22 protein-coding genes and 2 pseudogenes are annotated in these 24,590 nt (G+C 71.7%); 16 read left to right on the top strand and 8 right to left on the bottom strand.

Features of this window, described 5'->3' with window-relative positions:
* The first annotated feature begins 102 nt into the window (after positions 1-102).
* Both OG496_RS45325 and OG496_RS45330 read left to right on the top strand, forming a co-directional pair.
* A complete protein-coding gene (locus OG496_RS45325) occupies positions 103-708 on the top strand; it encodes a hypothetical protein (RefSeq protein ID WP_405975018.1) in 606 nt (201 codons plus the stop codon).
* 39 nt (positions 709-747) lie between these two features.
* On the top strand, positions 748-1,491 hold the full coding sequence (locus OG496_RS45330; RefSeq protein ID WP_405975019.1) for a YcnI family protein: 744 nt from the start codon (positions 748-750) through the stop codon (positions 1,489-1,491).
* Between the two features lie 64 nt (positions 1,492-1,555).
* Here the strand turns inward: OG496_RS45330 and OG496_RS45335 are convergent, their stop codons facing one another.
* Positions 1,556-2,326 carry a CDP-alcohol phosphatidyltransferase family protein gene (locus tag OG496_RS45335; RefSeq protein ID WP_405975020.1) on the bottom strand — a complete coding sequence of 257 codons (771 nt, stop codon included), beginning with the start codon at positions 2,324-2,326 and terminating at the stop codon, positions 1,556-1,558.
* Positions 2,327-2,431: 105 nt separating this feature from the next.
* On the opposite strand from OG496_RS45335, the gene OG496_RS45340 reads away from it, so the two are divergent.
* The 5 genes and pseudogenes from OG496_RS45340 to OG496_RS45360 form a co-directional block, all read left to right on the top strand.
* On the top strand, positions 2,432-3,412 hold the full coding sequence (locus OG496_RS45340; RefSeq protein WP_405975021.1) for a zinc-binding alcohol dehydrogenase: 981 nt from the start codon (positions 2,432-2,434) through the stop codon (positions 3,410-3,412).
* A 151-nt stretch (positions 3,413-3,563) separates the two neighbouring features.
* Entirely contained in the window at positions 3,564-3,962 is a 399-nt protein-coding gene (locus tag OG496_RS45345; protein WP_019059043.1) for a 6-carboxytetrahydropterin synthase, read from the top strand.
* Positions 3,959-5,143, top strand: coding sequence for a glycosyltransferase family 4 protein (locus tag OG496_RS45350; protein ID WP_366493562.1), 1,185 nt, complete (start codon positions 3,959-3,961; stop codon positions 5,141-5,143). The genes OG496_RS45345 and OG496_RS45350 overlap by 4 nt, the downstream gene beginning before the upstream one ends.
* A gap of 149 nt (positions 5,144-5,292) precedes the next feature.
* Positions 5,293-6,249 carry a trans-aconitate methyltransferase gene (locus tag OG496_RS45355; protein ID WP_366493913.1) on the top strand — a complete coding sequence of 319 codons (957 nt, stop codon included), beginning with the start codon at positions 5,293-5,295 and terminating at the stop codon, positions 6,247-6,249.
* A gap of 11 nt (positions 6,250-6,260) precedes the next feature.
* Positions 6,261-7,379, top strand: a pseudogene (locus tag OG496_RS45360) (YbhN family protein); the annotation flags it as partial.
* A gap of 95 nt (positions 7,380-7,474) precedes the next feature.
* On the opposite strand, the gene OG496_RS45365 reads toward OG496_RS45360, so the two are convergent.
* Positions 7,475-8,230: a creatininase family protein gene (locus tag OG496_RS45365; RefSeq protein ID WP_405975022.1), complete on the bottom strand. Its 756-nt coding sequence runs from the start codon at positions 8,228-8,230 to the stop codon at positions 7,475-7,477.
* Between the two features lie 38 nt (positions 8,231-8,268).
* Here OG496_RS45365 and ribA point away from each other — a divergent pair, with 38 nt between their 5' ends.
* The 5 genes from ribA to OG496_RS45390 are packed head-to-tail and all read left to right on the top strand — an operon-like array spanning position 8,269 to position 13,289.
* Complete coding sequence (gene ribA / locus OG496_RS45370) at positions 8,269-8,931, top strand: GTP cyclohydrolase II (RefSeq protein ID WP_318019959.1); 663 nt, start codon at positions 8,269-8,271, stop codon at positions 8,929-8,931.
* A 33-nt stretch (positions 8,932-8,964) separates the two neighbouring features.
* Complete coding sequence (locus tag OG496_RS45375) at positions 8,965-9,936, top strand: ornithine cyclodeaminase family protein (RefSeq protein ID WP_405975023.1); 972 nt, start codon at positions 8,965-8,967, stop codon at positions 9,934-9,936.
* Positions 9,933-11,078, top strand: a complete 1,146-nt coding sequence (locus OG496_RS45380) for an NAD(P)/FAD-dependent oxidoreductase (protein ID WP_405975024.1) — start codon at positions 9,933-9,935, stop codon at positions 11,076-11,078. The genes OG496_RS45375 and OG496_RS45380 overlap by 4 nt, the downstream gene beginning before the upstream one ends.
* A complete protein-coding gene (locus OG496_RS45385) occupies positions 11,075-12,142 on the top strand; it encodes a saccharopine dehydrogenase (RefSeq protein WP_405975025.1) in 1,068 nt (355 codons plus the stop codon). The genes OG496_RS45380 and OG496_RS45385 overlap by 4 nt, the downstream gene beginning before the upstream one ends.
* Positions 12,135-13,289 carry a saccharopine dehydrogenase family protein gene (locus OG496_RS45390; RefSeq protein WP_405975026.1) on the top strand — a complete coding sequence of 385 codons (1,155 nt, stop codon included), beginning with the start codon at positions 12,135-12,137 and terminating at the stop codon, positions 13,287-13,289. The genes OG496_RS45385 and OG496_RS45390 overlap by 8 nt, the downstream gene beginning before the upstream one ends.
* A 25-nt stretch (positions 13,290-13,314) precedes the next feature.
* On the opposite strand, the gene OG496_RS45395 is transcribed toward OG496_RS45390, so the two are convergent.
* The 3 genes and pseudogenes from OG496_RS45395 to OG496_RS45405 all read right to left on the bottom strand — a co-directional run bounded on the left by OG496_RS45395 (position 13,315) and on the right by OG496_RS45405 (position 16,545).
* A complete protein-coding gene (locus OG496_RS45395; protein WP_405975027.1) occupies positions 13,315-14,544 on the bottom strand; it encodes a serine hydrolase domain-containing protein in 1,230 nt (409 codons plus the stop codon).
* A 145-nt stretch (positions 14,545-14,689) separates the two neighbouring features.
* Positions 14,690-15,967 (bottom strand): annotated as a pseudogene (locus tag OG496_RS45400) (MFS transporter); the annotation flags it as partial.
* On the bottom strand, positions 15,964-16,545 hold the full coding sequence (locus tag OG496_RS45405; RefSeq protein ID WP_405975028.1) for a TetR/AcrR family transcriptional regulator: 582 nt from the start codon (positions 16,543-16,545) through the stop codon (positions 15,964-15,966). The pseudogene OG496_RS45400 and the gene OG496_RS45405, both read right to left, overlap by 4 nt.
* A 98-nt stretch (positions 16,546-16,643) precedes the next feature.
* Here OG496_RS45405 and OG496_RS45410 point away from each other — a divergent pair, with 98 nt between their 5' ends.
* Together OG496_RS45410 and OG496_RS45415 are read left to right on the top strand one after the other, a co-directional pair.
* Complete coding sequence (locus OG496_RS45410) at positions 16,644-17,093, top strand: PPOX class F420-dependent oxidoreductase (protein WP_405975029.1); 450 nt, start codon at positions 16,644-16,646, stop codon at positions 17,091-17,093.
* Between the two features lie 97 nt (positions 17,094-17,190).
* Positions 17,191-19,281: a tetratricopeptide repeat protein gene (locus OG496_RS45415; RefSeq protein WP_405975030.1), complete on the top strand. Its 2,091-nt coding sequence runs from the start codon at positions 17,191-17,193 to the stop codon at positions 19,279-19,281.
* Here OG496_RS45415 and OG496_RS45420 read toward each other — a convergent pair.
* Complete coding sequence (locus tag OG496_RS45420) at positions 19,278-20,549, bottom strand: hypothetical protein (RefSeq protein ID WP_405975031.1); 1,272 nt, start codon at positions 20,547-20,549, stop codon at positions 19,278-19,280. The genes OG496_RS45415 and OG496_RS45420 overlap by 4 nt on opposite strands.
* Before the next feature lie 288 nt (positions 20,550-20,837).
* Here OG496_RS45420 and OG496_RS45425 point away from each other — a divergent pair, with 288 nt between their 5' ends.
* Positions 20,838-21,047, top strand: a complete 210-nt coding sequence (locus OG496_RS45425; protein WP_405975032.1) for a hypothetical protein — start codon at positions 20,838-20,840, stop codon at positions 21,045-21,047.
* Positions 21,048-21,298: 251 nt separating this feature from the next.
* Here the strand turns inward: OG496_RS45425 and OG496_RS45430 are convergent, their stop codons facing one another.
* Both OG496_RS45430 and OG496_RS45435 read right to left on the bottom strand, forming a co-directional pair.
* Entirely contained in the window at positions 21,299-22,639 is a 1,341-nt protein-coding gene (locus OG496_RS45430) for an MFS transporter (RefSeq protein WP_405975033.1), read from the bottom strand.
* 197 nt (positions 22,640-22,836) lie between these two features.
* Positions 22,837-23,502 carry a TetR/AcrR family transcriptional regulator gene (locus tag OG496_RS45435; protein WP_399389244.1) on the bottom strand — a complete coding sequence of 222 codons (666 nt, stop codon included), beginning with the start codon at positions 23,500-23,502 and terminating at the stop codon, positions 22,837-22,839.
* 168 nt (positions 23,503-23,670) lie between these two features.
* Between OG496_RS45435 and OG496_RS45440 the strand changes: the two genes are divergently transcribed.
* Complete coding sequence (locus OG496_RS45440; protein WP_366493546.1) at positions 23,671-24,573, top strand: shikimate dehydrogenase; 903 nt, start codon at positions 23,671-23,673, stop codon at positions 24,571-24,573.
* The last annotated feature ends 17 nt before the right edge of the window (positions 24,574-24,590 follow it).

Here is a 24,590-nt window from a genome sequence, read left to right on the forward strand (position 1 = left end):
CCACCCGCCCCCGCCGTACCAAGCCATGAACCAGATATGAGCTGCCCCCTAAACCGCCATCGACGGCTTCGGCGGCAGCGGTGCGTGGGAGGATCCGTCACCATGAGCGCATCGTCGGCGGTTCGGAGCCTGCGCGCCGCGGTGTTCGCCGCGGTGTGTGTGCTGCTGGCTGCCGCCGGGCACGGGCTCGCCACCGGTGCCACGCCTCCGTTGTGGGCGGACGGTGCCGGATTCCTCGTCGTGTTCGTCATGGGGTGGCTGCTCGGCGGGCGGGAACGGTCCCTTTCCGGCATCGGTGCCGCGATGCTCGCCACCCAGGCCGGACTCCACCTCGGGTTTGACGTCGCGCGGCCACGGACCGGCATGGCGATGGCCGGCATGGCGCACATGTCGGGGCACGCCATGGCTCCCATGCGGCAGACGCAGGCGATGACCCCGCACGCCGTGGCCGCCCATGTCGTCGCCGCGCTCGTCGCGGCCTGGTGGCTGCGGCGCGGGGAGGCCGCGCTGTGGTCGCTGCTGCGCTGGGCCGTCGCCTTCGTGCCGGGGCTGGTCGCCTGGTGGCGGGACGCTCCCGTGCCCCAGACCGCCCGTACCGCCCGCCGTCCCGGACGTTCCGCCGCCGACGCGGCCCCCCTGCGCCAGCTCCTCCTGCGGCACGCGGTCAGCCGTAGAGGACCACCGGTCCCGATCCCGTACCCGGTCTGACCACCCAACTTCCTTTTCCCGTACGGAGATCACCTCACCATGTCCGCACACCGCACCACCCTGCGCCGCGCAGGCACCGTCGCCGCGCTCGCCACCGCCGGAGTCCTGGCCGCCGCCGGGGTCGCCTCCGCGCACGTCACCGTCCACCCGGAGAGTTACGCCAAGGGGGCAACGGACGGTGTGCTCACCTTCCGCGTCCCCAACGAGGAGGACAAGGCGAGCACCACCAAGGTCCAGGTCTATCTGCCCACCGACCACCCCGTCCTCGGCGTGCTCGTCACCCCGCAGAACGGCTGGACCGCGAAGGTCACCACCAGCAAGCTCAAGACGCCGGTGAAGACCGACGACGGCACCATCACCGACGCCGTCTCCCAGATCACCTGGACCGGCGGGAAGATCGCGGCCGGACAGTACGAGGACTTCAACGTCGCCTTCGGTCAACTGCCCGACGACACTGACCAGTTGGCGTTCAAGACGCTGCAGACCTACTCGGACGGCGACGTCGTCCGCTGGATCGAGCAGACCACGGCCGGGGACGACGAGCCGGAGAACCCGGCGCCCGTCCTCAAGCTCACCGCCAAGGAGAGCGAGGACGGCGACGCGACACCGGCCGCCTCCGCCTCGACGGCGGCCAGCGCCACGAAGACGACGTCCGCCTCCGCCTCCTCGTCGAGCAGCGACTCGACCGCCCGCGGGCTCGGTATCGCCGGGCTGATCGTCGGCGTGCTCGGCCTCGCGGCGGGCGCCTTCGCGATCGTGCGCAGCCGGACCCCGCGGTCGTAGCACCCAAGGGGTACGCCGAAGGGCCCGGATCATCAGTGATCCGGGCCCTTCGGCGCAACCGTCCCTACTGCGAGACCAGTTCCAGCAGCTTCTCCTCCGCCGGAACCTCCTCGACGAGGGAGGTGCGGGAGGTGCGCCACAGCCACAGGATGTCGCGGCCGAAGGACCACACCAGCGTGCCCAGCGCGAGGGCCACCACGCCGATGTTGGCCGCGTGGGGCAGCAGGTTCGCGCCCGCGAGGAGCAGCAGGATGCCCTGCGTGGCGGCGACCGTCTTGCGGGCGGTGCTCGGCGGCAGCGGGGCGTTCAGCCACAGCCAGACGCGGGCCGCGGCGACGAACCCGTAGCGCATCGCGCCGATCAGCAGGACCCACGGGCCGAGCTGCGTGGAGACGTACACGCTGAGCACCAGGATCAGGAACGCGTCGACCTCCATGTCGAAGCGCGCGCCCAGCGCGGTGGAGGTGCCTGTGCGCCGGGCGACCTTGCCGTCGACGCCGTCCAGGATCAGGGCCACCGCCGTCAGTCCGACGAACAGCGTGACCGGCGGCGAGCTCTCGAAGGAGTCCGCGACCAGTGCGGTCACCCCGCCGACCAGGATGGCCCGGCCGAGCGTGACCCGGTTGGCCGGGCCGAAGGAACGGGTCCGGGTCCGGTGCAGCGCCTTGGAGAGCACGGCCCAGGTGGCGATCGCGAATGCCAGGCCGGTCAGCCAGCCGGCCGGTCCCATCCCGATCGCCGTGCCGAGCAACGCCAGCAACAGGATCTGAACGCCCGCTCCCACAGCGGTCTCCTGCTGGACCAGCCTTGCTTCGTATGTGTTGTTCAGGGCCACCGCACACCCTCCGGCCGTATGACAGAGTCGATCAACGCCGCGTACTGTGCGCGGCCTGTGGTTACCCGTACGTGAACAGCTTCCCGATCGTTCAGGAGGAATCCGATGAAGCGCACCGCGAGGGCGTTTTGGATCGGTCCACCGGGTCACGGCGAGATACGCGACGTCGTCCTGCCCGACCCCGCCGAGGACGAGGTGGTGGTCCGCTCGCTGTGGTCGGGCGTGAGCCGCGGCACCGAGACCCTGGTCTTCCGCGGGGGCGTCCCCGAGAACCAGCACGCGACCATGCGGGCCCCGTTCCAGGAGGGCGACTTCCCAGGTCCGGTCAAGTACGGCTACCTCAATGTGGGCGTGGTCGAGGAGGGCCCCGAGCGACTGCTCGGCCGTACCGTCTTCTGTCTCTATCCGCATCAGACGCGCTACGTCGTCCCCGCGAGCGCCGTGACACCGGTGCCGGAGTCCTTGCCCGCCGGGCGGGCCGTCCTCGCCGGGACCGTGGAGACCGCCGTCAACGCCCTGTGGGACGCGGCGCCGCTGGTCGGTGACCGGATCGCGGTGGTCGGGGGCGGCATGGTCGGCTGCTCGGTTGCCGCGCTGCTGGGCCGTTTCCCGGGCGTGCGCGTGCAGTTGGTGGACGCCGACCCGGCGCGCGCGAAGATCGCCGAGGCGCTCGGCGTCGGCTTCGCGCTGCCTTCGGACGCGCTCGGCGACTGCGATCTCGTCGTCCACGCGAGCGCCACCGAACAGGGACTCACCCGCGCGCTGGAACTCCTCACCGCCGAGGGCACCGTCCTCGAACTCAGCTGGTACGGCGACCGGAAAGTGAGCCTCCCGCTCGGCGAGGCCTTCCACTCCCGCCGCCTGGTCATCCGCAGCAGCCAGGTCGGCACCGTCTCCCCGGCGCGCGCCAGCCGGAGCTACGCCGACCGGCTCGCCCTCGCCCTCGACCTGCTCGCGGACCCGGCGCTGGACGCGCTGGTCACCGGGGAGAGCGACTTCGAGGAGCTGCCGGAACTGCTGCCCAGGCTCGCCTCGGGGGAGATCCCGGCGCTGTGCCACCGGGTGCGTTACGCCGACAACGGCTGAGAACTGTTCAATTCCGTACGAGCAAGAGCGTCTGACCTGAGAAAAGAGTGAGAGTCGGCTGAACAGGGGGAGTCGTGGAGCCGTACTACACGGCATCCCCCGGCAGGGATCAGCCGGGGGACCAGACGCGCCGCACCTGGAGGGTCGTCCGTTGTTCAGCATCACCGTTCGCGATCACATCATGATCGCCCACAGCTTCCACGGCGAAGTGTTCGGGCCCGCCCAGCGGCTGCACGGAGCCACGTTCCTGGTGGACGCCACCTTCCGGCGCGAGCAGCTGGACGACGACAACATCGTCGTCGACATCGGACTGGCCACCCAGGAACTGGGCGCCGTCGTGAGCGAGTTGAACTACAGAAACCTCGACAACGAACCCGACTTCGCCGGGGTCAACACCTCCACGGAGTTCCTCGCGAAGGTCATCGCCGACCGGCTCGCCGAGCGGATCGAGAAGGGCGCGCTCGGCGAGGGCGCCCGCGGCCTCACCGGACTCCAGGTCACCCTGCACGAGTCGCACGTCGCCTGGGCGAGTTACGAGCGTGCCCTGTGAGCGACGTGACCATCGACCGCGCCCCCTCGCTGGGATTCCTGCCCGCACAGCGCGCGGCCTCCCGGAATGCCGAGATCATCCCCATGTCCCTGCGCACCGTGCACTTCGTGATGCCGGGCGGTGTCGACGACCCGGCCACGCCGAGCGGCGGCAACGCCTACGACCGGCGGGTCAGCCTGGACCTTCCCGGCTTCGGCTGGCAGGTCCACAAGCACGCCGTGGACGGCGAGTGGCCCCGGCCCGGTTCGGCCGCCCGTGCCGAACTCGCCCGGGTGCTGCGGGAGTTGCCGGACGGCGCCGCCGTACTGCTGGACGGGATCGTGGCCTGCGGGGTCCCCGAGATCATCGTCCCGGAGGCCGACCGGCTGAGCCTGGCCGTCCTCGTCCACCTCCCGCTCGGCGACGAGACCGGCCTGGAGGCCGCCGTCGCCGCGGAGCTGGACGAGAAGGAACGGACGGTCCTGCGCGCGGTGTCGGCCGTCATCGGCACCAGCGAGTGGGCGGTCCGCCGCCTCGTCTCCCACCACGGCCTCGCCCCCGAGCGCGTCCACGTCGCCACCCCCGGCGCCGACATCGCGCCCCTCGCCTCCGGCACCGACGGCGTCTCCCACCTCGTCTGCGTCGCCACGCTGACTCCGCGCAAGGGCCAGCACCGGCTGATCGAGGCACTGGCCGCAGCGGCCGACCTGCCGTGGACCTGCGAGTGCGTCGGCGGCTTCGGCAACGACCCGGAGTACGTCGACCACCTGCGCGACCTCATCAAGCGCCACGGCCTCCAGGACCGGCTGCACCTCGCCGGCCCGCGGGCCGGCGCCGAACTCGACGCCACCTACGCTTCCGCCGACCTCATGGTCCTGATGTCGTACGCCGAGACGTACGGCATGGCCGTCACCGAGGCCCTCGCCCGCGGCATTCCCGTGCTGGCCACGGACGTCGGCGGGCTGCCCGAGGCGGTCGGACGCGCCCCCGACGGCGGGGTGCCCGGCATCCTCGTCCCGCCGGAGGCCCCCGCCGCCCTCGCCGTCGAACTGCGCGGCTGGTTCGGCGAGGCCGACGTACGGCGGCGGCTCAAGGCGGCGGCCCGCGGCCGGCGCGCGGCGCTCGACGGCTGGGCCACCACGGCCCGCAGCCTGGCCGGCGTCCTCACCCGGCTCCCCAGCGAGCCCCGGAGGGCGGCATGAGGAACACGCAGTCCGTACGGGCCGCGGCACAGGCTGGACGGATCCCGGCGCAGCCGGGGCCCAGGGGCGTACCGCTGGGCATGCTGGTCGCCCCGGTGCAGCCCGACGCGAAGGACCTGACGGCTGGACAGCCGAGGCCGGAGGACATCATGGCGGGAACGGTCCAAGCGGACGCCGACGAGCAGACGGGGCCAGGTGCGGTGATCCCCGGCGCCGGACCCGCGGGCCGCCCCGGTGAGCGGGCCACCGTACGGCTGCGGGACGTCGGGCCCGACGATCCGCCGCGCTACGCGCCCGAGTGGCTGGAGCTGCGGGAGGGTGCCGACGCCGTCGCGCGGGCGCCGGAACTGCTCGACCCGCTGCGCATCCGGCTGGCCAACCTGCCCGGCCGTTCCGGGGTCGTCATCCACGACCTGGGCTGCGGCACCGGCTCGATGGGACGGTGGCTCGCGCCCCGCCTCGACGGCGCCCAGCACTGGATCCTGCACGACCGCGACCCCTACCTCCTGCACTTCGCCGCCGTCGCATCGCCCCGCGCCGCCGCCGACGGCAGCCGCGTCACGGTGGAGACCCGGCGCGGTGACGTGGCCCGGCTGACCCCGGACGCGCTGGTCGGCGCCTCGCTGGTGACGGCCTCCGCACTGCTGGACGTTCTCACCCGCGAGGAGGTCGACGCCCTCGTCGCCGCCTGCGTCGGCGCCGGCTGCCCGGCGCTGCTCACGCTGTCGGTGGCGGGCCGGGTAGAGATCACCCCGGCCGACCCGATGGACGCGGAGATCGCCGACGCGTTCAACGCCCACCAGCGGCGCGACGGCCTCCTCGGCCCGGACGCCGTCACCGTCACCTGCGAGGCCTTCGCCGCCCATGGCGCGACGGTTCGCGTCCACCCGAGCGCCTGGCGGCTCGGTCCCGACGAGGCCGCGCTCACCGCCGAGTGGCTGCGCGGCTGGGTCGGCGCGGCCGTCGAGGAACGCCCCGAGCTGAAGGAACGCGCCGACCAGTATCTGGAACGGCGTCTCGCGGCTTGCGCGGCAGGGGAGTTGAGCGTGCTCGTCCACCACAGCGACCTGCTGGCGCTGGCCAGGCCGACGGGGGGCACGTCATGAGCGTCGAGACGATGCGGACGGTCGCACCGCGGCCGAGCACCAGGACACGCCGGGTGCGCGTGGACCGGTCCACGCCGGTGGCCCTCGCCCTGCGTACAGAGACCGCCGTAGAAGAGGTACGCCGGCCCAAGCACACCCCGCCGCTGCACAGTTCGGCCGTCTCCGGCGACCGCATCGGGGTGATCGTCGCCGCCCCGCGCCCCGGCACCGACCGCGCCTCCGGCGCCCGCCGCGTCCTGCGCGCGATCCTGACCCGGGTGAACTCCCGCGCGGTACGCACCCACTTCGGCACGGTCGCCGGCGTCACCATCCTCGGCGTCCTCCTCTGGCGCCTCGGCACCGGCGTCTTCCTGGACGGCCTGCGCCGCATCGACGCACCGACGCTGCTGATCGGCCTCGCGATCGGTGTGGTCACGACGGTGTTCAGCGCCTGGCGCTGGGCCCTGGTGGCACGCGGCCTGCGCATCAAGCTGCCGCTCGGCCCGGCCGTCGCCGACTACTACCGCGCCCTGTTCCTCAACGCGGCCCTGCCCGGCGGCATCCTCGGCGACGTGCACCGCGCGGTACGCCACGGACAGAGTGCCGGCGACATGGGCCGCGCCGTACGCGCCGTCGTCCTGGAACGTGTCGCGGGTCAGATCGCGCTGGCCGTCGTAGGAGTGACGGTCCTGCTGGGCCTCGACTCCCCGGTGATGGCCGACGCCCGCAGCGTCGCCCCGGTCGTGCTGCTCGCCGCCGTCGGAGCACTGGCCGTCGTGGCCGCCGTCCGCATGAACCGTCCGGCCACCGCCACCCGCCGGGGCCGCGCGCTGCGCACCACCCTCGACGAGGCGCGCGCCGGACTGTTCTCCCGCGCCAACTGGCCCGGCGTCACCTTCTCCTCGCTCGTCATCCTGGCCGGCCACCTCGCGATGTTCGTGGTCGCCGCCCGGGCCGCGGGATCCGCCGCCACCGTCGCCCAGTTGATGCCGATCGCGGTCCTCGCGCTCGTCGCCATGGGCCTGCCGCTCAACGTCGGCGGCTGGGGCCCCCGCGAGGGCGTCACCGCCTGGGCCTTCGGCGCCGCGGGCCTCGGCGCGACCAGCGGCCTGTCCGTCTCCGTGATCTACGGCGTGCTCAGCTTCGTCGCCGCCCTGCCCGGCCTGGTCGTGCTGGTCGCCCGCTGGGCCGCGGGCCTGCGCACCGCTCCCGGGCCCGGCACCGCCGTACCGGACCCGATGCCCGCTCAGGCCTCCGCGGTCAGCATCGAGAAATACGCGCCGAAGGAATCGGCGAGGCTCGCCAGCAGTGCCTTCCCCTTTTCCGCCGAGCCGAGGGACGGGCGCCCGATGACGCCCGACTCGGTATAGCCGGACATACCGAGCGTCAGGAGATGGCGACGGTCGTCGGCGACGAAATCGGAGGTTTCATATCCGGGACGGATCAATTCGGGGTGGGCGTGCAGAAGAATGGAGGTCTCGATTTCCCCCGCATGCATATCGGTGAGCAACGAGGTCAGTACCCCGGCCCGCTCCAGCGCCGTCTCCCAGTCCTCGGCGGCGGGGAACAGCGCCATCCGCTCACCGCGCGCGGAGGACTCCTGAACGACGTTGCCCAGCACGTAGTTTCCGCCGTGGCCGTTGACCACCACCAGGGTCCCGACCCCCGAGCGGCGGAGCGAGTCCGCGATGTCCCGCACCACCGCATGAAGGGTCACGGAAGAGATGCTGACGGTCCCCGGCCAGGCCGCGTGCTCGTGCGAGCAGGCCATCGTCACCGGCGGGAGGAGATGTACCGGGTACGCCGCGGCGATCTCCCGGGCCACGGCACAGGCGACCAACGTGTCGGTCGCCAGCGGAAGATACGGGCCGTGCTGCTCGAAACTGCCGACCGGAAGGACGGCGACCTGTGTTGATACTTCTGCCCCCCTAGACCGCACGTCCTCCGTGGTGTCCGCCGGCACCAGTCCGTATGCCGCCGTCCGTGAGCCCGAACCATTCATTTTTTCACGGCCTTTCGTCTCTGCTTAGGAACCAGATCATGACAGAAAACATTGGCGTACTCGGCAAGCAGAAGTCCGCGCAGCCCAGGGGCGCGGAACGCGTCGTGAATGCTCCCTTGCCCACCGTGTACGGCAAATTCCAGGCGATCGGCTACCTGGACCACGACCGCGGTGACGAGCAAGTGGCCCTGGTCTACGGTGACATCGGCACGGACGACGTACTCACCCGGCTCCACTCGGAGTGCCTGACGGGCGATGCCTTCGGCTCCCAGCACTGCGAGTGCGGCGACCAGCTGGACGCCGCGATGCGGGCCGTCGTCGCCGAAGGCCGGGGCATCGTCGTCTACTTGAGAGGGCACGAGGGCCGCGGCATAGGCCTGCTCGCCAAGTTGCGCGCGATGGCCCTGCAGGCGGAGGGCCTCGACACCGTCGAGGCGAACCTCGCCCTCGGCCTGCCGGTCGACGCCCGCGACTACGGCGTCGCCGCCGAGATCCTGCACGACCTCGGGGTGGCGAGCGTCCGTCTGCTCTCCAACAACCCGCGCAAACGCGAGGCGTTGCTGGAACACGGCATCAAAGTCTCCGAAGAGGTACCGCTGTTGATCCCGCCCTGCGAGAACAACATCACCTACCTCCGCACCAAGCGGGAGCGTCTCGACCACCACCTGCCCCATCTGGACGCGGTGGCGCACTGGTCCTGATTCGGGTGAGCGCGGTCCGGACAGGAAGAGGGAATGACCGACGACGTCCTCTTCCTCTCCGGCGACCGGGTCAGGCACCTGCTCGACGCCGACACGGCCATCGCCTCGCAGCGCGCGGCCTTCACCGCGCTCGGTGACGACAACGCGGACCTGCCCGGCAAGATCATGCACCCGAGCCGTTTCGACGACAGCGTCGTCTTCGCCTACGTCTCCCGGCTGTCGGCGGACACCGGGGCGGTGGCGAAGTTCGGCAGCGTCAACCCCGCCAACGCCCGCGCCGGACTGCCCACGATCCACGCGGTGATCAGCGCCCTGGACCGGTCCACCGGACAGCTGGTCGCGGTCATGGACGGCACGGCGGTGACGACCCTGCGCACGGCCGCGGGCAGCGCCGTGGCCGTGGATGCCCTGGCCGTCCCCGATGCCGACCGCCTCGCCGTCCTCGGCTCCGGCACCCAGGCCCTCGCCCACGTCCGCGCGATCGCCCGGGTCCGGGACCTGAAGTCCGTACGACTGTGGAGCCCGAACCCCGAGCGGCGCGCACGGGCCGCTGAGACGCTGACGGCCGAACTGCCGTTCCCCGTCGAGGCGGTGGCCACCGCGGAGGCAGCCGTGACCGACGCGTCCGTGATCGCGGCCTGCACGCTCAGCACCACCCCCGTGGTGCACGGCGCCTGGCTCACGCCCGGCTGCACGGTCGTCAGCGTGGGCTCCTTCGAACCCACCCGCAGCGAGGTCGACCAGGAGGTCCTGCGGCGATCGGCGGCCGTCGTCGTCGACGACCCGGAGACGGCCGCCGGGCACGCCGGGCCGATCGTCGACGCCCTGCGCGCCGGTCTGCTCGTCCCCGGTGACCTGATCCCGCTCGGCGCCGTCCTCACCGGCCGCCGCACGGCCCGTACCCGACCCGACGACATCGTCCACTACAACAGCGTCGGACTCGGCATCCAGGACGCGGCCGCGGCCTGGGCCGTCATCGACGCGGCCAAGAAGGAGCGCCCGTGAAGCGTCAGGCAGAGGTCGTCGTCATCGGCGGCGGGGTCATCGGCACCAGCATCGCCTACCACCTGGCCCGCGCCGGAGTCCGTGACGTCGTCCTCGTCGAACGGGACGAACTCGCCGCCGGGTCCACCTCCAAGGCGGCCGGCGGAGTACGCGCACAGTTCTCCGACGGGCTCAACGTGCAGCTCGGCGCCCGCAGCCTGGAGGCCTTCGGACGCTTCGAGGAGGACACCGGCCACGACATCGGGTTACATCGCGTCGGCTACCTGTTCCTCCTCTCGACACCCGAGGACGTCGCATCCTTCGAGAAAGGCGTCCGGCTGCAGAACTCCCTCGACGTGCCCAGCCGCATCATCGACCCCGCCGAGGCCCGCCGCCTCTCCCCGCTGATCAGCACCGACGGCCTCATCGCCGCCGCCTACTCGCCCGACGACGGCCACTGCACCCCCGAGGCCGTCGTGCACGGCTACGCGGCCGCCGCCCGGGCCCACGGCGCGACGATCCTGCGCCACACCGACGTCACCGGCATCGAGACCCACGGCGAGACCATCACCGCGGTCGTGACGACCCTGGGCCGCATCGACACCAACACGGTGATCTGCGCGGCCGGCGCCTGGTCCAAGGGGATCGGCGCGATGGCGGGCGTGGACCTCCCTGTGGAACCGCTGCGCCGCCAGATCGCCGTCACGGAACCGGTCACCGGACTGCCGCCGGACCTCCCCATGACGATCGACTTCACCACCAGCCTCTACTTCCACACCGAGGGCCCCGGCCTCCTCGTCGGCATGTCCGACCCCGACGAGCGCCCCGGCTTCGCCACCGACACCCACGACCGCTGGATCCCCCGCCTCGCCGACGCCATGCGCCGCCGCGCCCCCGACCTCCTGGAGCTGCGCCGCACCGGCGGCTGGGCGGGCCTGTACGAGAACACGCCGGACCACAACGCCCTGATCGGCGAGGCGACTTCGGTCTCCCGCTTCCTCTACGCCACCGGCTTCTCCGGCCACGGATTCCTCCAGGGACCGGCCGTCGGCGAGGTCGTCCGCGACCTGTACCTCGGCCACGTACCCTTCGTGGACGTCAGTCCCCTGAGCGCCGGCCGGTTCGCGGCCGACGCCCCGCGCCCGGAGGTCAACCTGGTATGACCGAGCTCCATCTGTGGCTGCGCCACGAGCCCCGCACGACCGAACGCCGCACCCCGGTCGTCCCCTCCGACGCCCGCCGCCTCGTCGAGAGCGGGGTGACCCTCACGGTCGAGGAGTCCCCGCAACGGATCTTCCCCATCGAGGAGTACGGGGCGGTCGGCGTCCGCGTCGCACCCGCGGACTCCTGGGCGTCGGCGCCGCGGGACACGGTGATCCTCGGCCTCAAGGAACTCCCGGACGAGCCCACCGAGTTGACCCACCGTCACATCTTCTTCGGGCACGCCTACAAGGGCCAGCCAGGGGCGAGTGACCTGCTGAGCCGGTTCGCGGCCGGGGGCGGAGCGCTGCTCGACCTCGAATACCTGGTGGACGACAAGGGACGCCGCCTCGCCGCGTTCGGCTTCTGGGCGGGCTACCTGGGAGCGGCCCTGGCCGTCCTCCAGCACCGGGGCCGGCTGGTCGCACCGCTGACGCCCACGTCGAAGGAGGAGTTGGACGAGCTGCTCCAACCCGCCGCAGGGGACGCCGAGTTCAGCGCGCTGGTGATCGGCGCGCTCGGGCGCAGCGGGCGTGGAGCGCGGGTCGCGTTCTCCACGGCCGGGATCGAACCGACCTGTTGGGACATGGCCGAGACCCAGAACCTCGACCGCCCGTCCCTGTTGGCCCACGACGTCCTGGTCAACTGCGTTCTGGCCACGACCCCCGTCCCGCCCTTCCTCCGCGAAGCGGACCTCGACGACCCTACCCGCCGCCTCCGCACCGTCTCCGACGTCACCTGCGACGTCGGCTCGCCCCTCAACGTCCTGCCGGTCTACGACCGCACGACCGAATGGGACGACCCGGTACGGCAGTTGCACGAGCGCCCCCCGCTCGACCTCATCGCGATCGACAACCTGCCGTCCCTCCTGCCGAAGGAGTCCAGCACCGACTTCTCGGCCGCGCTGCTGCCCCAACTCCTGGACTTCGCGACCGGCGAGGCGTGGGGACGCGCCCTGGACCTGTTCCGTACGAAGTCCCGTGCACTCGGAATTGCCGTGGCGGAAGGGGAGTTGGGCCATGTCTGACGTGGTGCGCGCGAGCGGTGCCGTCCACTGGATCGGCGCCGGACTCTCCACGGGCAGCGGCCTCGCCCTGCTCTGCGACACGGCCGAGCGGGTACGGCTGTGGCACCGCACCGAGGAGCGTGCGGCGCAGGCTCTGGACCACCTGGGCCTGACGGGACGCGCCGAACCGCGAGCGTTCGGACTCGCCGCGCTCACGGCCGAGTTGGCGCCCGGAGACGTCGTCGTCTCCATGCTGCCCGCGCCCGAACACGCGGCGCTGCTGGCGGTCTGCGTGCGGCGTCAGGCACACTTCGCCTGCTCCAGCTATGTGTCCGACGCCGTCCTCGAACAGGTCCCGGCGGCCGAGAAGGCGGGGATCGTCGTCCTCACCGAGGCAGGTCTCGACCCCGGCATCGACCACCTCTTCGCGCACAGCCTCGTCGCCCGCGCCCGGGAGGCGATCGGCGAGGGCACGGCGGCCTCGTACAGCCTCACCTCGTACTGCGGCGGGGTTCCCGCGGTGCCCAACGACTTCCGGTACCGGTTCAGTTGGGCCCCGGCCGGAGTGCTGGGCGCGCTGCGCTCACCGGCGCGGTACCTGGAGGACGGCGAGGAGACCACGGCCGACCGGCCCTGGGAGGTGACCCGGCCGCATGTCGTCGACGGCGAGACCTTCGAGGTCTATCCGAACCGGGACAGCGTGCCGTTCATCGGGCAGTACGGGCTGCCGGCGGGCTGGACGCCACGGACGTTCGTGCGCGGCACGCTGCGCCTCGACGGCTGGCTGCGGGCCTGGGACGCGGTGTTCGAGGAGCTGAAGGCGGGCGACGACACCCGGATCGCCGCGCTGGCAAGGGAGTTGGCGGCGACCTATCCCACCACGGACGCCGACCACGACCGGGTCGTCCTCGCGGTGTCCCTGGACGTGCGGGGCGACGCGGGCGGGACCTGGTCCGGCAGCTACCTCCTCGACCTGGTCGGTGACGAGGAGGAGAGCGCGATGGCCCGCTGTGTCTCGCGCCCGCTCTCCCTCGCCGTCCGCCACATCCTCTCCGACGACCTGCCGTCCGGCCTGAACCGGGCGGCGGAGACGGCGGAACGGTCGCGGGAGTGGCTGAGTGAACTGGCGGGGGAGGGGCTGGAGTTCACACTGCGAGTCGATCAGTAGCAGGTGCCGGGGGAGTGGCTGAGCCTCAGTCCGTGACGGCCTCGTGCACCAGCTGCTTCAGCTCGGGGATGATCTTCAGGGAGTGCTTCGGCCGGAGCTGGGTCATGAACTGCACGGTGAGATCGCGGCCCGGGTCCACCCAGAACGTCGTCGTCGCCGCGCCGCTCCACCCGAACGCGCCCAGTCCCATGGGGGATTGGGTGCGCTCGGGGTCGATGACCACGGACACGCTGAGGCCGAAGCCCATGCCGTCGTTGCCGGGTTCCTGGTGCGCGGGGCTGCCGAAGGCACGCATGTCGGCGCCGCCGGGGAGATGGTTGCTGGCCATGAGGTCGACCGTCTCGGGGGCGAGCAGCCGGGTACCGTCGAGTTCGCCCCGGCGCCGCAGGAACTCCGCGAACCGGTGCACGTCGTACGGGCTCGCCGCCATCCCGCCGCTGCCCGAGAGGAACCGCGGCCGGCCGCCCCGCAGCGGCAGCCCGGCGATCGGCTCGATACCGCCGCCGTCGGCGTCGCCGTACAACTCGGAGAGCCGGTCTGCCTTTTCGTCCGGGACCGAGAAGCCGGCGTCCGGCATGCCGAGCGGCCGGAAGATCCGCTCGGCGAAGAACTCGTCGAGCCGCTGCCCGGAGACCACCTCGATGATCCGGCCCAGGACGTTGGAGGCGACGGAGTAGTTCCACTGCGTGCCCGGCTCGAACTGCAGCGGCAGGCTCGCGTAGATGTCGATCGTCTCGGCGAGGTTCGCGCCGGGCGGCACGGACGACTCCAGGTGCGCTTCCCGGTACAGGGCGTCGACCGGGTGCGAGTGGTAGAAGGCGAAGGTCAGGCCCGAGGTGTGGGTCATCAGGTGGCGGATCAGCATCGGCTGTTCCACCGGCCGTGTCTTCACGTCGGCGCCGGAGCCGCTGTCGTAGACCCGCATGTCGGCGAAGGCCGGCAGATGACGGCCGACCGGGTCGTCCAGGGAGAGCTTGCCCTCCTCCATCAGGATCAGCGCGGCGACCGCGGTGACCGGTTTGGTCATGGAGTAGATCCGGTACAACGTGTCCGGCGTGACGGGCTGTTGGGCCGCGACATCGCGGTGCCCGTGGGCGGTGAGGTGGGCGACGCGGCCGTGACGGGCCACGGACACCAGGAAGCCCGGCAGGCGCTCCACGTCGACGTAGTGGGCGAAGTGCTGGTCCAGGCGGTCCAGCGCCTTGTGATCCAGTCCGACCTCGTCCGGGTCGACCTCTTGTCGCAGCTGTGCCATGGCTCTCCTCCGAATTGCGTTCACGAGGTGGGGTCCCGCATACCCGGCCCCGGACACCTCGGAACTCATCGTCGCGCAGGAACACCTGCGCGGTCTCCTGTAACGGGGGGATGTGTGAGCGACGCGATGTCCGCCCGGGCAGCGCGAGACAGGCGAGAGAGCCGGTCAGGGCCACCGCGGCGAGGATTCCGAGCGCCGACTCCCGGCCACCGGCGGCCATCAGCGCACTTCCCGCCGCGACCCCGAGCGTCGGCCCCACGTTCACCGCGGTCTGCTTGAGCCCGCCCGCCACCCCGGCCGACTCCACGGCGGCTTCCCGTACGACCACTTGGGTCGCCGCCACCAGGACCGTTCCAAACCCGGCCCCGAGCAGGGCGAAACCCCCACATACGGCCACCGTGCCGGAGGCCCGGGACAGCACGAGAACGGCCAGGGCTACGACCACCATCGCCACGCCGGCCGTGGAACGGTCCCCGACCCGGCGCAGCACCATGGCGGTCGCGGGTGCCGCGAGCACCATCGCGGCGGCCAAGGGCAGCCCTCGGAGGGCGCTTTGGAACGGGCCAAGTCCCATCGTGTCCTGCAGGAAATAGGTGACGACGAACAGCGTCCCGGAGAACGCGGCCGACGCGGCGAGCAGCATTCCGAGCGCCCCACGGATCGCCGTCGAGCCGACGACGTCCGGCGGCAGCAGCGGATGTGCCGTACGACGCTCATGCCGTACGAAGGCGAGGGCCGCGAGCACGGACACCGCGAGCCCGGCCGCCGAACCTGGGAGATCCACCAGGGCCTGGATGAGCGAGGCGAGGCAGAGCGCGAGGAGCAGGGCGCCGGGCAGATCGAACCGGACGCCGTCTGCCTGCCGTTGTCGCGGTCCTCGAACGGTGAGGGCGAGGACGCCGAACACGAGCGAGGGCACGACGTTGAGGAAGAACACCGCCCGCCAGCCCACCGCGCCCACCAACGCCCCGCCCACCAATGGCCCGGCAGCGGCCGCCACTCCGATCACACTCGTCCGTACGGCGATCGGCATGCCCAGCCGGTCGGGCGGGAACGCGGCGCGCAGCATGCCGAGCGTGGCCGGTTGGAGCAGCGCCCCGAACACCCCTTGGACGACCCGGAGTCCGATCACCCACCCCACCCCGGGCGCCAGACCGATCCCGGCCGAGACGAGTCCGAAGCCGAGCATGCCGAGTCCGAACACCCGCTGGTGCCCGTACCGGTCCCCGATCCGCCCGGCCGACACCAACAGGCTCGCCACGGCGACCAGATACGCGGTGCTCGTCCACTGGACCTGCGCGAGCGAAGCCCCCAACTCCCGTTGCAGGGTCGGCTGTACGACGGTGAGCACGGTGCCGTCGAGCGCGACGATCGCCGCCCCTGCCGCACTGCTCGCCAGCATGAGCCTTCGGTGGACCGTCATCGGGTGGCCTCCGGTCCCAGGTGCGCGTCGAGGGCCGACCGCAGCAGGGGGGCGAAGTCGGCGGAACCGGTGGCGAGTTGGAGGCTGCCCCAGCGCCAGAGCTGGGCGACGCCGTGCAGGTTCGCCCACAACGCGCCCGCGACCAGACGGGCGTCCACGTCGGGACGCGCCCGGCCGACCATGTCCACCAGGACACCGAACAGGGGAAGGCTGGTGTCCCGTAGCCCCAAGTGCCCGCTCTCCAGGAGATCGTGACGGAACATCAACTCGTACATGCCGGGGTTGTCGAGGGCGAACTCCAGATAGACGTGCCCGAGCGCCGTCAATTGCGCGCGGGGGCTCGCCTCGCCTTGCCCGAGGGCTTCCGTCGCCCGCTCGCCCAGGTCGGCGAAGCCGCGTCGGGCGATGGCAGACAGGAGTTCCAGGTGGGTGGGGAAGTAGCGGCGGGGTGCGCCGTGGGAGACACCGGCCCGCCGGGCGATCTCGCGCAGGGTCAACGCCTGCGCACCCTCCTGGGCCACCAGCTCCACACCTACGTCGACCAGGCGGTCCCGTAGCCCTGCTTCTGGTTCGCTCACGCTCATAGACACTGTCTACCAGCGATCCGTAGACAGTGTCTACTCACTGGTTCCCGGCTCGGGGAATGCGTGACCTGCTTCACACGGTTGATGAATGCATGACTCACGACGCGACGCAGGACGCACTGCTCCAGTTGCTCTCCGAGGGCCACGGCGGGGTACTGGTCACCCTCAAGAAGGACGGCCGGCCCCAGCTGTCGAACGTCAGCCACGCCTACTACCCCGACGAGCGGATCATCCGCGTGTCGATCACCGACGACCGCGCCAAGACCCGCAACCTGCGCCGGGACCCCCGCGCCTCGTACCACGTGACCAGCGCCGACCGCTGGGCCTTCACGGTCGCCGAGGGCACGGCCGACCTCACGCCGGTCGCCGCCGACCCGCACGACGACACGGTCGAGGAACTCATCAAGCTGTACCGCGATGTTCTCGGCGAGCATCCGGACTGGGACGACTACCGGGCGGCGATGGTGCGGGACCGGCGGCTGGTGCTGCGATTGCGGGTGGAACGGGCGTACGGGATTCCGGCGGGGGCGAACCGGGGTTGAGCCGTCCCGAACAGAGGTGACCCATCGTCACCATCCTTCACCGGCGCTAAGGTTGATCCGCTGATCGTGAGCGGACGACGGGGGAGTGCACGAGGTGATGGATCTGCTGTCCACGGGCGCCATCGGTGCGGTGTTCGGGGCCGTCGGCTCCGGGATGGCCGGTGAGGCAGGCAAGTTGGCCTGGGAGTCGGCCGGTGGGATGGTCCGTCGCCTCGCCGGACGCGAGGTGACGGCACCCGCCACCCCCGATGAGGTGAACGCGATCGCTCGCATGGTCCACGACCGTGTCCACAGTGACCCCGAACTCGCCCTCGCCTGGACCCGGTTCGCGCGAGGTGTGCGCATTCCGGAACCTCTCACCGGACCGGGGCGCCAGTGCCTCCCGTCGGCACCCCGTTCCTTCACGGACCGTCAGGACGCCCTGAAACTCCTGGACAAGGAGGCGACCCGCGCCTTCGACGGCCGTCCACGGCTGGCGCTCCTCCATGGTCCCGAGGGCATCGGCACCAGCACCCTCGCCTTCCACTGGGGCGCACGTCAGGTGGCCCGCTTCCCCGACGGGCAGCTCTACGCCGACCTGCGCGCGCTCGGCCCCGAACCGGTCCTGGCCACGCTGCTGCGCCAACTCGGCCTGCCCGACGAGGACATACCGCCCTCGATCGCCGACCGGGCCACCCTGTTCCGGTGCTCCCTGACCGACCGCCGCGCTCTCGTCGTGCTCGATCACGCGCGCTCCGCCGCCCAGGTACAGCCGCTGCTGGCACCGGCGCCGGACGTGGTCACCCTCGTCGTGGCGCGGAATCCGCTCATCGGCCTCGACGCCCTGCGAATCCCGGTCGGGCCGTTGGGTCGCCGGGACGCGAAACGGCTGCTCACCGAGCTGGTCGGCAAGCCCGCGGTCAGCGCCGCCCGCGCTACGCTGCCCGCCGTACTGGACCGCTGCGCCGGCTCGCCCTACGCACTGCGCGCCGCCGCACCCCGGCTGACCGAACCGCCCCTGCCGCCGGAGGCGTTCGCCGGGTCCGAGAACGACCCGGTGAGTTCCGCCGTCGAGGACTCGTACCGCCTGCTGGCCCCGGACGCCGCCCGCCTCTACCGCCTGACCGGCCTGTACGACTGGCCCGCCCTCGACGCCGCCTCGGCCGCCCGCGCCGCAGACATCGACGAGGCCGAAGCCGCCCGGCTCCTCGACGAGTTGGCCGGTGCCCTGCTCATCGAGCTCACGGACGACGCCCGTTACCGCTACCGGCCCGCCGTCCGCGCGCACGCCGCCCGCACGGCCGCCGGCGTGGACGGCATCGCCGCCTGCTCCGCCGCCGTGTCCCGCACTGTCGAGGGCTATCTGCACCTCGCACTCGCCGCGGCTCAGGCGGCGTTGCCCGAGAGCTGGCGCGTCCCGGCCACGCCCACACCGCTGTCGTACGAGAACCGGGGCGCGGGCGTCGCCGCACTCGCCGCCGAGGCCTCGAACCTGGTCCAAGCGGTGCACGCCGCCGAGGAGTTCGGCGACTGGGACACCGTCGTCCTGCTGGGCCAGGCCCTTTGGCCGCTCCAACTCAAGGCCGGCCACCACGACATACTGCTGCCCGCGTTGCAGGCCGGGGTCCGTACGGCGGACTCGCACTTCCCCGGCACCCGTATCGCCGGCGCTCTGCACGCCCAACTCGCCCACAGCCTGATGGAGTTGCGGCGCTGGGACGAGGCGGAACCCGAGGCGCTCGCGGCGGCACGGGACGAACGGGCGGGAGGGCATGTGCGCGGCCGGGCCTCCGCCGTCGAGTTCCTCGGCCTGCTCCGGCTGCGCCAGTGGCGCTTCGACGAGGCGTACGCGGCCTTCGGCGAGGCGTACCGCATCCTCGACGGCATCGGTCCCGCCGACGAGGGCGCCGCCGATCTGCCGCGCGCCCGCGCCCTGTTGGAACGCCACCGCGGCCGTGCCCTGCGCGGACTGGGCCGTCAGGCCGAGGCCGTCGAGCGCCTGGACCGCGCCCTGGCCTTCTTCCGTGCCAGTGGCGAGGCATACAACACGGCCCGCACCCTCACCGACCTCGCCGAAACCCGCCTGAACAGCGACGAGTTCACGGCCGCCCGCGCTCTGATCGACGAGGCGACCGCCGCCCTCCGCGACGAGAAGGCCGAGCAACACCTGGAGTATCTGCGCAGTCTGCGCGAACGCTGCGAGGGCTAGCCGCGAACGACCCGTACCCGGTGCACGGCCCCTCCTGTGTGCACGGTCAGCCCCTGGGTGACGACCTCGTGCAGTGACTTGCCGGACGCGAGCCAGGCGTGCAGGGCCGAGGCGCAGGCCGCCGGATCGGCGTCCGCGCCCGGCTCGGCGCGCAGGTGCAGGAGGGTGTCGTCCGAGGTGCGGACCGTGCAGGTGCCGGGGCCGGTGATGTACGCGGCGAGGGCGCACTGCGGGTGCCGGGCGAGCACCTCTGTCGTCCAGAGCGCGAGTGACCCGAAGCGCGGATCGTCGGCCGTGCCCTGGCGGAACACCACGTCGGCCAGGGACAGTTGGGACTGATCACGGGTGTCCTCGTGCACCGCCATGTGCGTCTCGCCCGTGCCGTCGGGCCCAGGGTGCGGGCCCGCGTACCGGACGACCGAGACCTCGCCCGAGCCCAACAACTTCGTCAGCACCTGGAGCGGGACCGTGTGCGCCGCGGGCTCGAACGGCGGGAGCGGGAGCGGTTCGAGCAGCGCGGGTGCGTCCGGTTCGGGGATGCCGATCATGTCGTAGAAGAGGCGTCGGAGGCGGGTCGCCGACTCGCCCGGCACGGAGCTGGTGAAGGCGGCGGGGTCGGGCAACGGGCTGTGTGCGGCGATGAGTTGGGCCAGTTGGGGGCGCAGCGGGAGTCCGGGGTCCAGGCGGGGTGCCGTACGGACGAAGGCGTGCACCGGGGCTTCGGGGGCGAGGCAGGCGAGGGGTGCGGCGCCGAGGAGGACCGGGGTGCCGAGTGCGGCGGCGTAGTAGGTGACCGAGCCGTGGTCGCCGATGACGGCGTCGGCGGCGAGCAGCGCCTGGCGCCAGCCGTGCAGGGGGTCGACGAGGGTGAGGCCGGCGCGGCGGGCGCGGTCGAGCCAGGCGCGGATCTGGCCGGGGCCGTGGCCGTGCCAGATGTTGGGGTGCAGGACGGCGGCGAGACGGTACTCGTCGACGGGGAGTTCGGAGGTCAGACGCGGGAGCAGGGAGGGCAGTATGTCGTCGCCGAACAGGGATTCCGGGTTCCAGGTGGAGTTGAGCACCACCAGTCGCTGTGCCCGTCCGACACCGAGCGCCCGCCGGTAGCGCTCCCGGTACGGGCGGGCCGCGAGCATGCGGTCCCAGCAGGGATCACCGGCCAGTACACCCGTGGGCGCGGCCTCGGGGCAGACGGCCCGCAACCGCTCCAACTGCTCGGGGTGCGACAGCACCAACGCGTCCGCGACGGGCCGCCCGCTTTCGTCGAGCAACCACTCCGGCGACAACCCGAAAACCGGAGCCGCCGCTTCCGCCGCCTCGCTGCCGGGTGTTGGGTGTTGGGTGTTGGGTGTTGGGTGTTGGGTGTTCCCAGTTTTTTAGGATATCCGACGCCGTGTGACAACACGGCCAATACACCGGAAAATGCCCGGAGTTGACCGCCGAAGCTCGCCGACACCGCCAAGTCGACCGGAGTCTGAACGGCCTGGTCCCAGGGCACCACCGGCACCCCCGTTTCCGCCAGCAACTCCGCGACCCCCGCCCGGAACGCCGACGACTCCGTGCACGTCACCAGCAGCTGCACCCGGAAGTCGTCGTGGAACAGCGGCAGTACATCGAGCAGCCGGGTCGCGGAGGTCACGTTGTGGACGACGAACAGCACCTTGCGGCTGTGCCCCCGCGTCGCCCACCGCCCGGCGCCGTCGCCGACCGGCACCCGTATCCACTCCTCGGCCCCCGCCACGCCCCTCGACCACCTTTCGCACGTGTGATCGGGCAACGATAGTCAGCCCCCGGCCCGCGTGCCCCGGCCGCCCCTGAAATCGGCCGGGGCACGCGGAGACCCTCCCTCGGCGGTAGCGGCGCTGTTCTTTTCTGCTCGTTCCGGCCGATGTTCTTGCGCGAAACGTCATCTGTCAACGGGGTGTCCGCGCGCGGGGAGAGGTCACGCCGGTCTCGACGGCCGCGAAACCGAAACCCCCGGGCAACGGAGCCCGGGGGTGCGGTACTTGAGGAGTGAGGGTCAGGCCGTCACCGTCTCCGGCTGGGACGCCTCCCGGGGTGAGCGGGTGCCGAGCAGCTCCGTCGGGACCGTGTGGGTCTCGCGAGCCGTGAGCACGGCGATCACCGGCGGGACGCACAGCGCCGCCGTGAACAGCGCCACCGAGGACCAGTCCGTGCCGTCCGGACCCGCGATCTGCGCGGCGAACGTGACCGCGAACCCGGCCACGGCGAAGCCGATCTGGGTGCCGATGGCCATGCCCGAGAGCCGGACCCGGGTCGAGAACATCTCGCCGTAGAAGGAGGGCCACACGCCGTTCGCGGCGCTGTAGACGACGCCGAAAGCGACGATGCCGAGGATCAGGATGAGCGGGTAGGCGCCCGTCGAGATGGCCCAGAGGTAGAGGAACATCGTGATCGCGCTGCCGACCGCGCCGATCAGATACACCGGGCGGCGGCCGATGCGGTCGGAGAGCGTGGCCCACAGGGGGATCGCGGCGAGGGCGACGAGGTTGGCGAACGCGCCCACCCACAGCATCGACGAGCGGGACATGCCGACCGAGTCGCTGGTCGCGTACGCCAGCGCCCACACGGTGAAGATCGTCGAGACCGAGGCGATCAGCGCACCCGCGATCACCCGCAGGACGTCCGCCCAGTGCTCGCGCAGCAGCACCACGAGCGGCAGTTTCACGACGCCCTCGGTCGCCGCCTGCTCGGCGAAGGCCGGGGTCTCCTGGAGGTTGCGGCGGATGAAGTACCCCGCGACCGCGACCAGCACGCTCGCCCAGAATGGAACGCGCCAACCCCACGACAGCAGCTGCTTGTCCGGGAGTTGGGCGACGGCGAGGAACACGAGCGTTGCGATGAGCTGGCCGCCCTGGGTGCCGCCCAGGGTGAAACTGGTGAAGAAGCCGCGCCGGTTCGCCGGCGCGTGCTCCAGCGTCATGGAACTGGCGCTCGCCTGCTCGCCCGCCGCCGAGATGCCCTGCAGCACCCGGCACAGCACGAGCAGCACCGGGGCGAGCGTGCCGACCTGGCCCCGCGTGGGCAGGCAGCCGATGAGGAACGTCGACAGGCCCATCAGCAGCAGCGTGAAGATCATGATCTTCTTGCGGCCGACCCGGTCGCCGAAGTGCCCGAGGAACAGCGCGCCGACCGGCCGGGCCGCGTAGGCCACACCGAAGGTCGCGAGGGAGAGCAGGGTCGCCGTCGCCGGGTCCGAGTCGTCGAAGAAGACCTTCGGGAAGATCAGCGCGGCGGCACTGCCGTAGATGAAGAAGTCGTAGTACTCCAGGGCGCTGCCGATCCAGGCGGCAGTCGCGGCCTTTCTCGGTTGCCCGACGGCTTTGGCGGGGACGGACACGGCTTGCTCCTTCGGGGGAACTCCACCGTAGGCGGAGTGAGCGGCGGGGGAGAAGTGCCGGATCCCTGGGGTGACGGGACGGCCATGCCGGGTGCTGCCCAGCTAATTAACCCACTGGGTAGTTAGTAGCGGTTGGCTACGGATGTTGCGCTCACGTTTCCCGGGTGTCAAGGGGTCGTACCGAAGGATCTCGCGGTTCAGTCCGCGGCCCGCTCGGCCGTCAGATAGGCGATCACCATGTCGCCCAACATCGTCCGGTAGTGCTCGCGCCGGGCCGGAGCCACCAGGTCGCGGCCGAACAGGGCGCCGAAGGTGTGCCGGTTGGCGACCCGGAAGAAGCAGAAGGAACTGATCATCGCGTGCAGGTCGACGGCGTCCACATCGGCCGTGAACAGGCCGGAGCTCTGCCCCGCCTCCAGGATGCGGCGGATCACGTCGAGGGCGGGCGAACCGATCTTGCCGAGCTTCTCGGAGGCGGCGATGTGCTCGGCGCCGTGGATGTTCTCGATGGACACCAGACGGATGAAGTCCGGGTGCTGCTCGTGGTGGTCGAAGGTCAGCTCCGCGAGCCGGCGGATGGCCGCGACCGGGTCCAGGTGCTCGACGTCCAGGCCGCGTTCGGCCTCGCGGATCACGCCGTAGGACCGTTCCAGGACGGCGGTGAAGAGCTGTTCCTTGCCGCCGAAGTAGTAGTAGATCATCCGTTTCGTGGTGCGGGTGCGGGCGGCGATCTCGTCGACGCGGGCGCCGTCGTAGCCGGCCCGGGCGAACTCGTGGGTCGCCACGTCGAGGATCTCGGCCTTGGTGCGGGCCGCGTCACGGATGCGCCCGTTCGGTCGTGCCGGTTCTTCGACGCTGGTCATCGGGTTCCTTGGCTTCCTTCGGGCGTGCGCGCGGTGTGCGGCCGATTGTAGAAGGAGGGACCGGCGGTGAGCGGTCGGGTTCTCGGCCGGGGTCTTCCGGTGGGTCCGCGATCCTGATATAGCTAACGTACTAGTTCGTACATTAGTGAGCCGTTCAGGAGGGCCACCGTGGCCGACGTCTTCAAGGACCCGTCTCGCGTCGACTCGTATCTCGTCGGGCTGATCGGTTCCGGCATCGGCCCGTCCCTCAGCCCCGCCCTGCACGAACGCGAGGCCGACCGGCAGGGGCTGCGCTATCTGTACCGGCTCATCGACATCGACGTGCTCGGCGTCGGCCCGGAAGCGGTGGGCGATCTGGTGCGCGCCGCCCGTGACCTGGGCTTCGACGGGCTCAACATCACTCACCCCTGCAAGCAGCTCGTCATCGAGCACCTCGACGGGCTCGCCCCGCAGGCCGAGGCGCTGGGCGCCGTCAACACCGTCGTGTTCGAGGCGGACGGCCGCGCGATCGGCCACAACACGGACGTCACCGGCTTCGCCGCCTCCTTCGCGCGTGGACTGCCCGACGCGCCCATGGAGCGCGTCGTCCAGCTCGGCGCGGGCGGCGCGGGCGCGGCGGTGGCGCACGCCACGCTCACCCTCGGCGCCGAGCGCGTCACCGTCGTCGACGCGCTGCCGGAACGATCGGCCGCCCTCGCCGACTCCCTGAACCGCCACTTCGGCCCGGGCCGCGCCGTCGGCGCAACCTCCGACCGACTGCCCGACCTGCTCGCCGCCGCCGACGGCATCGTCCACGCCACCCCCACCGGGATGGCCGCCCACCCCGGACTTCCCTTCCCCCCAAGCCTGTTGCACTCCACGCAGTGGGTCGCCGAAGTGGTCTACCGCCCGCTGGAGACCCAACTGCTGAGCACCGCCCGCGCGTTGGGCTGCGCCACCCTCGACGGCGGCGGCATGGCGGTGTTCCAGGCGGCGGACGCGTTCCGCCTGTTCACCGGCCGGGAACCCGACAGCGCACGGATGCTCGCGGACATCGCGGAACTGGCCGGCGCCGTGCCCGCACCGAAGTAACCGTGCCCGCAGCGACA

Origin of the sequence: Streptomyces sp. NBC_00988, assembly GCF_045162645.1 — a bacterium.
In the GTDB taxonomy this organism is placed as follows: domain Bacteria; phylum Actinomycetota; class Actinomycetes; order Streptomycetales; family Streptomycetaceae; genus Streptomyces.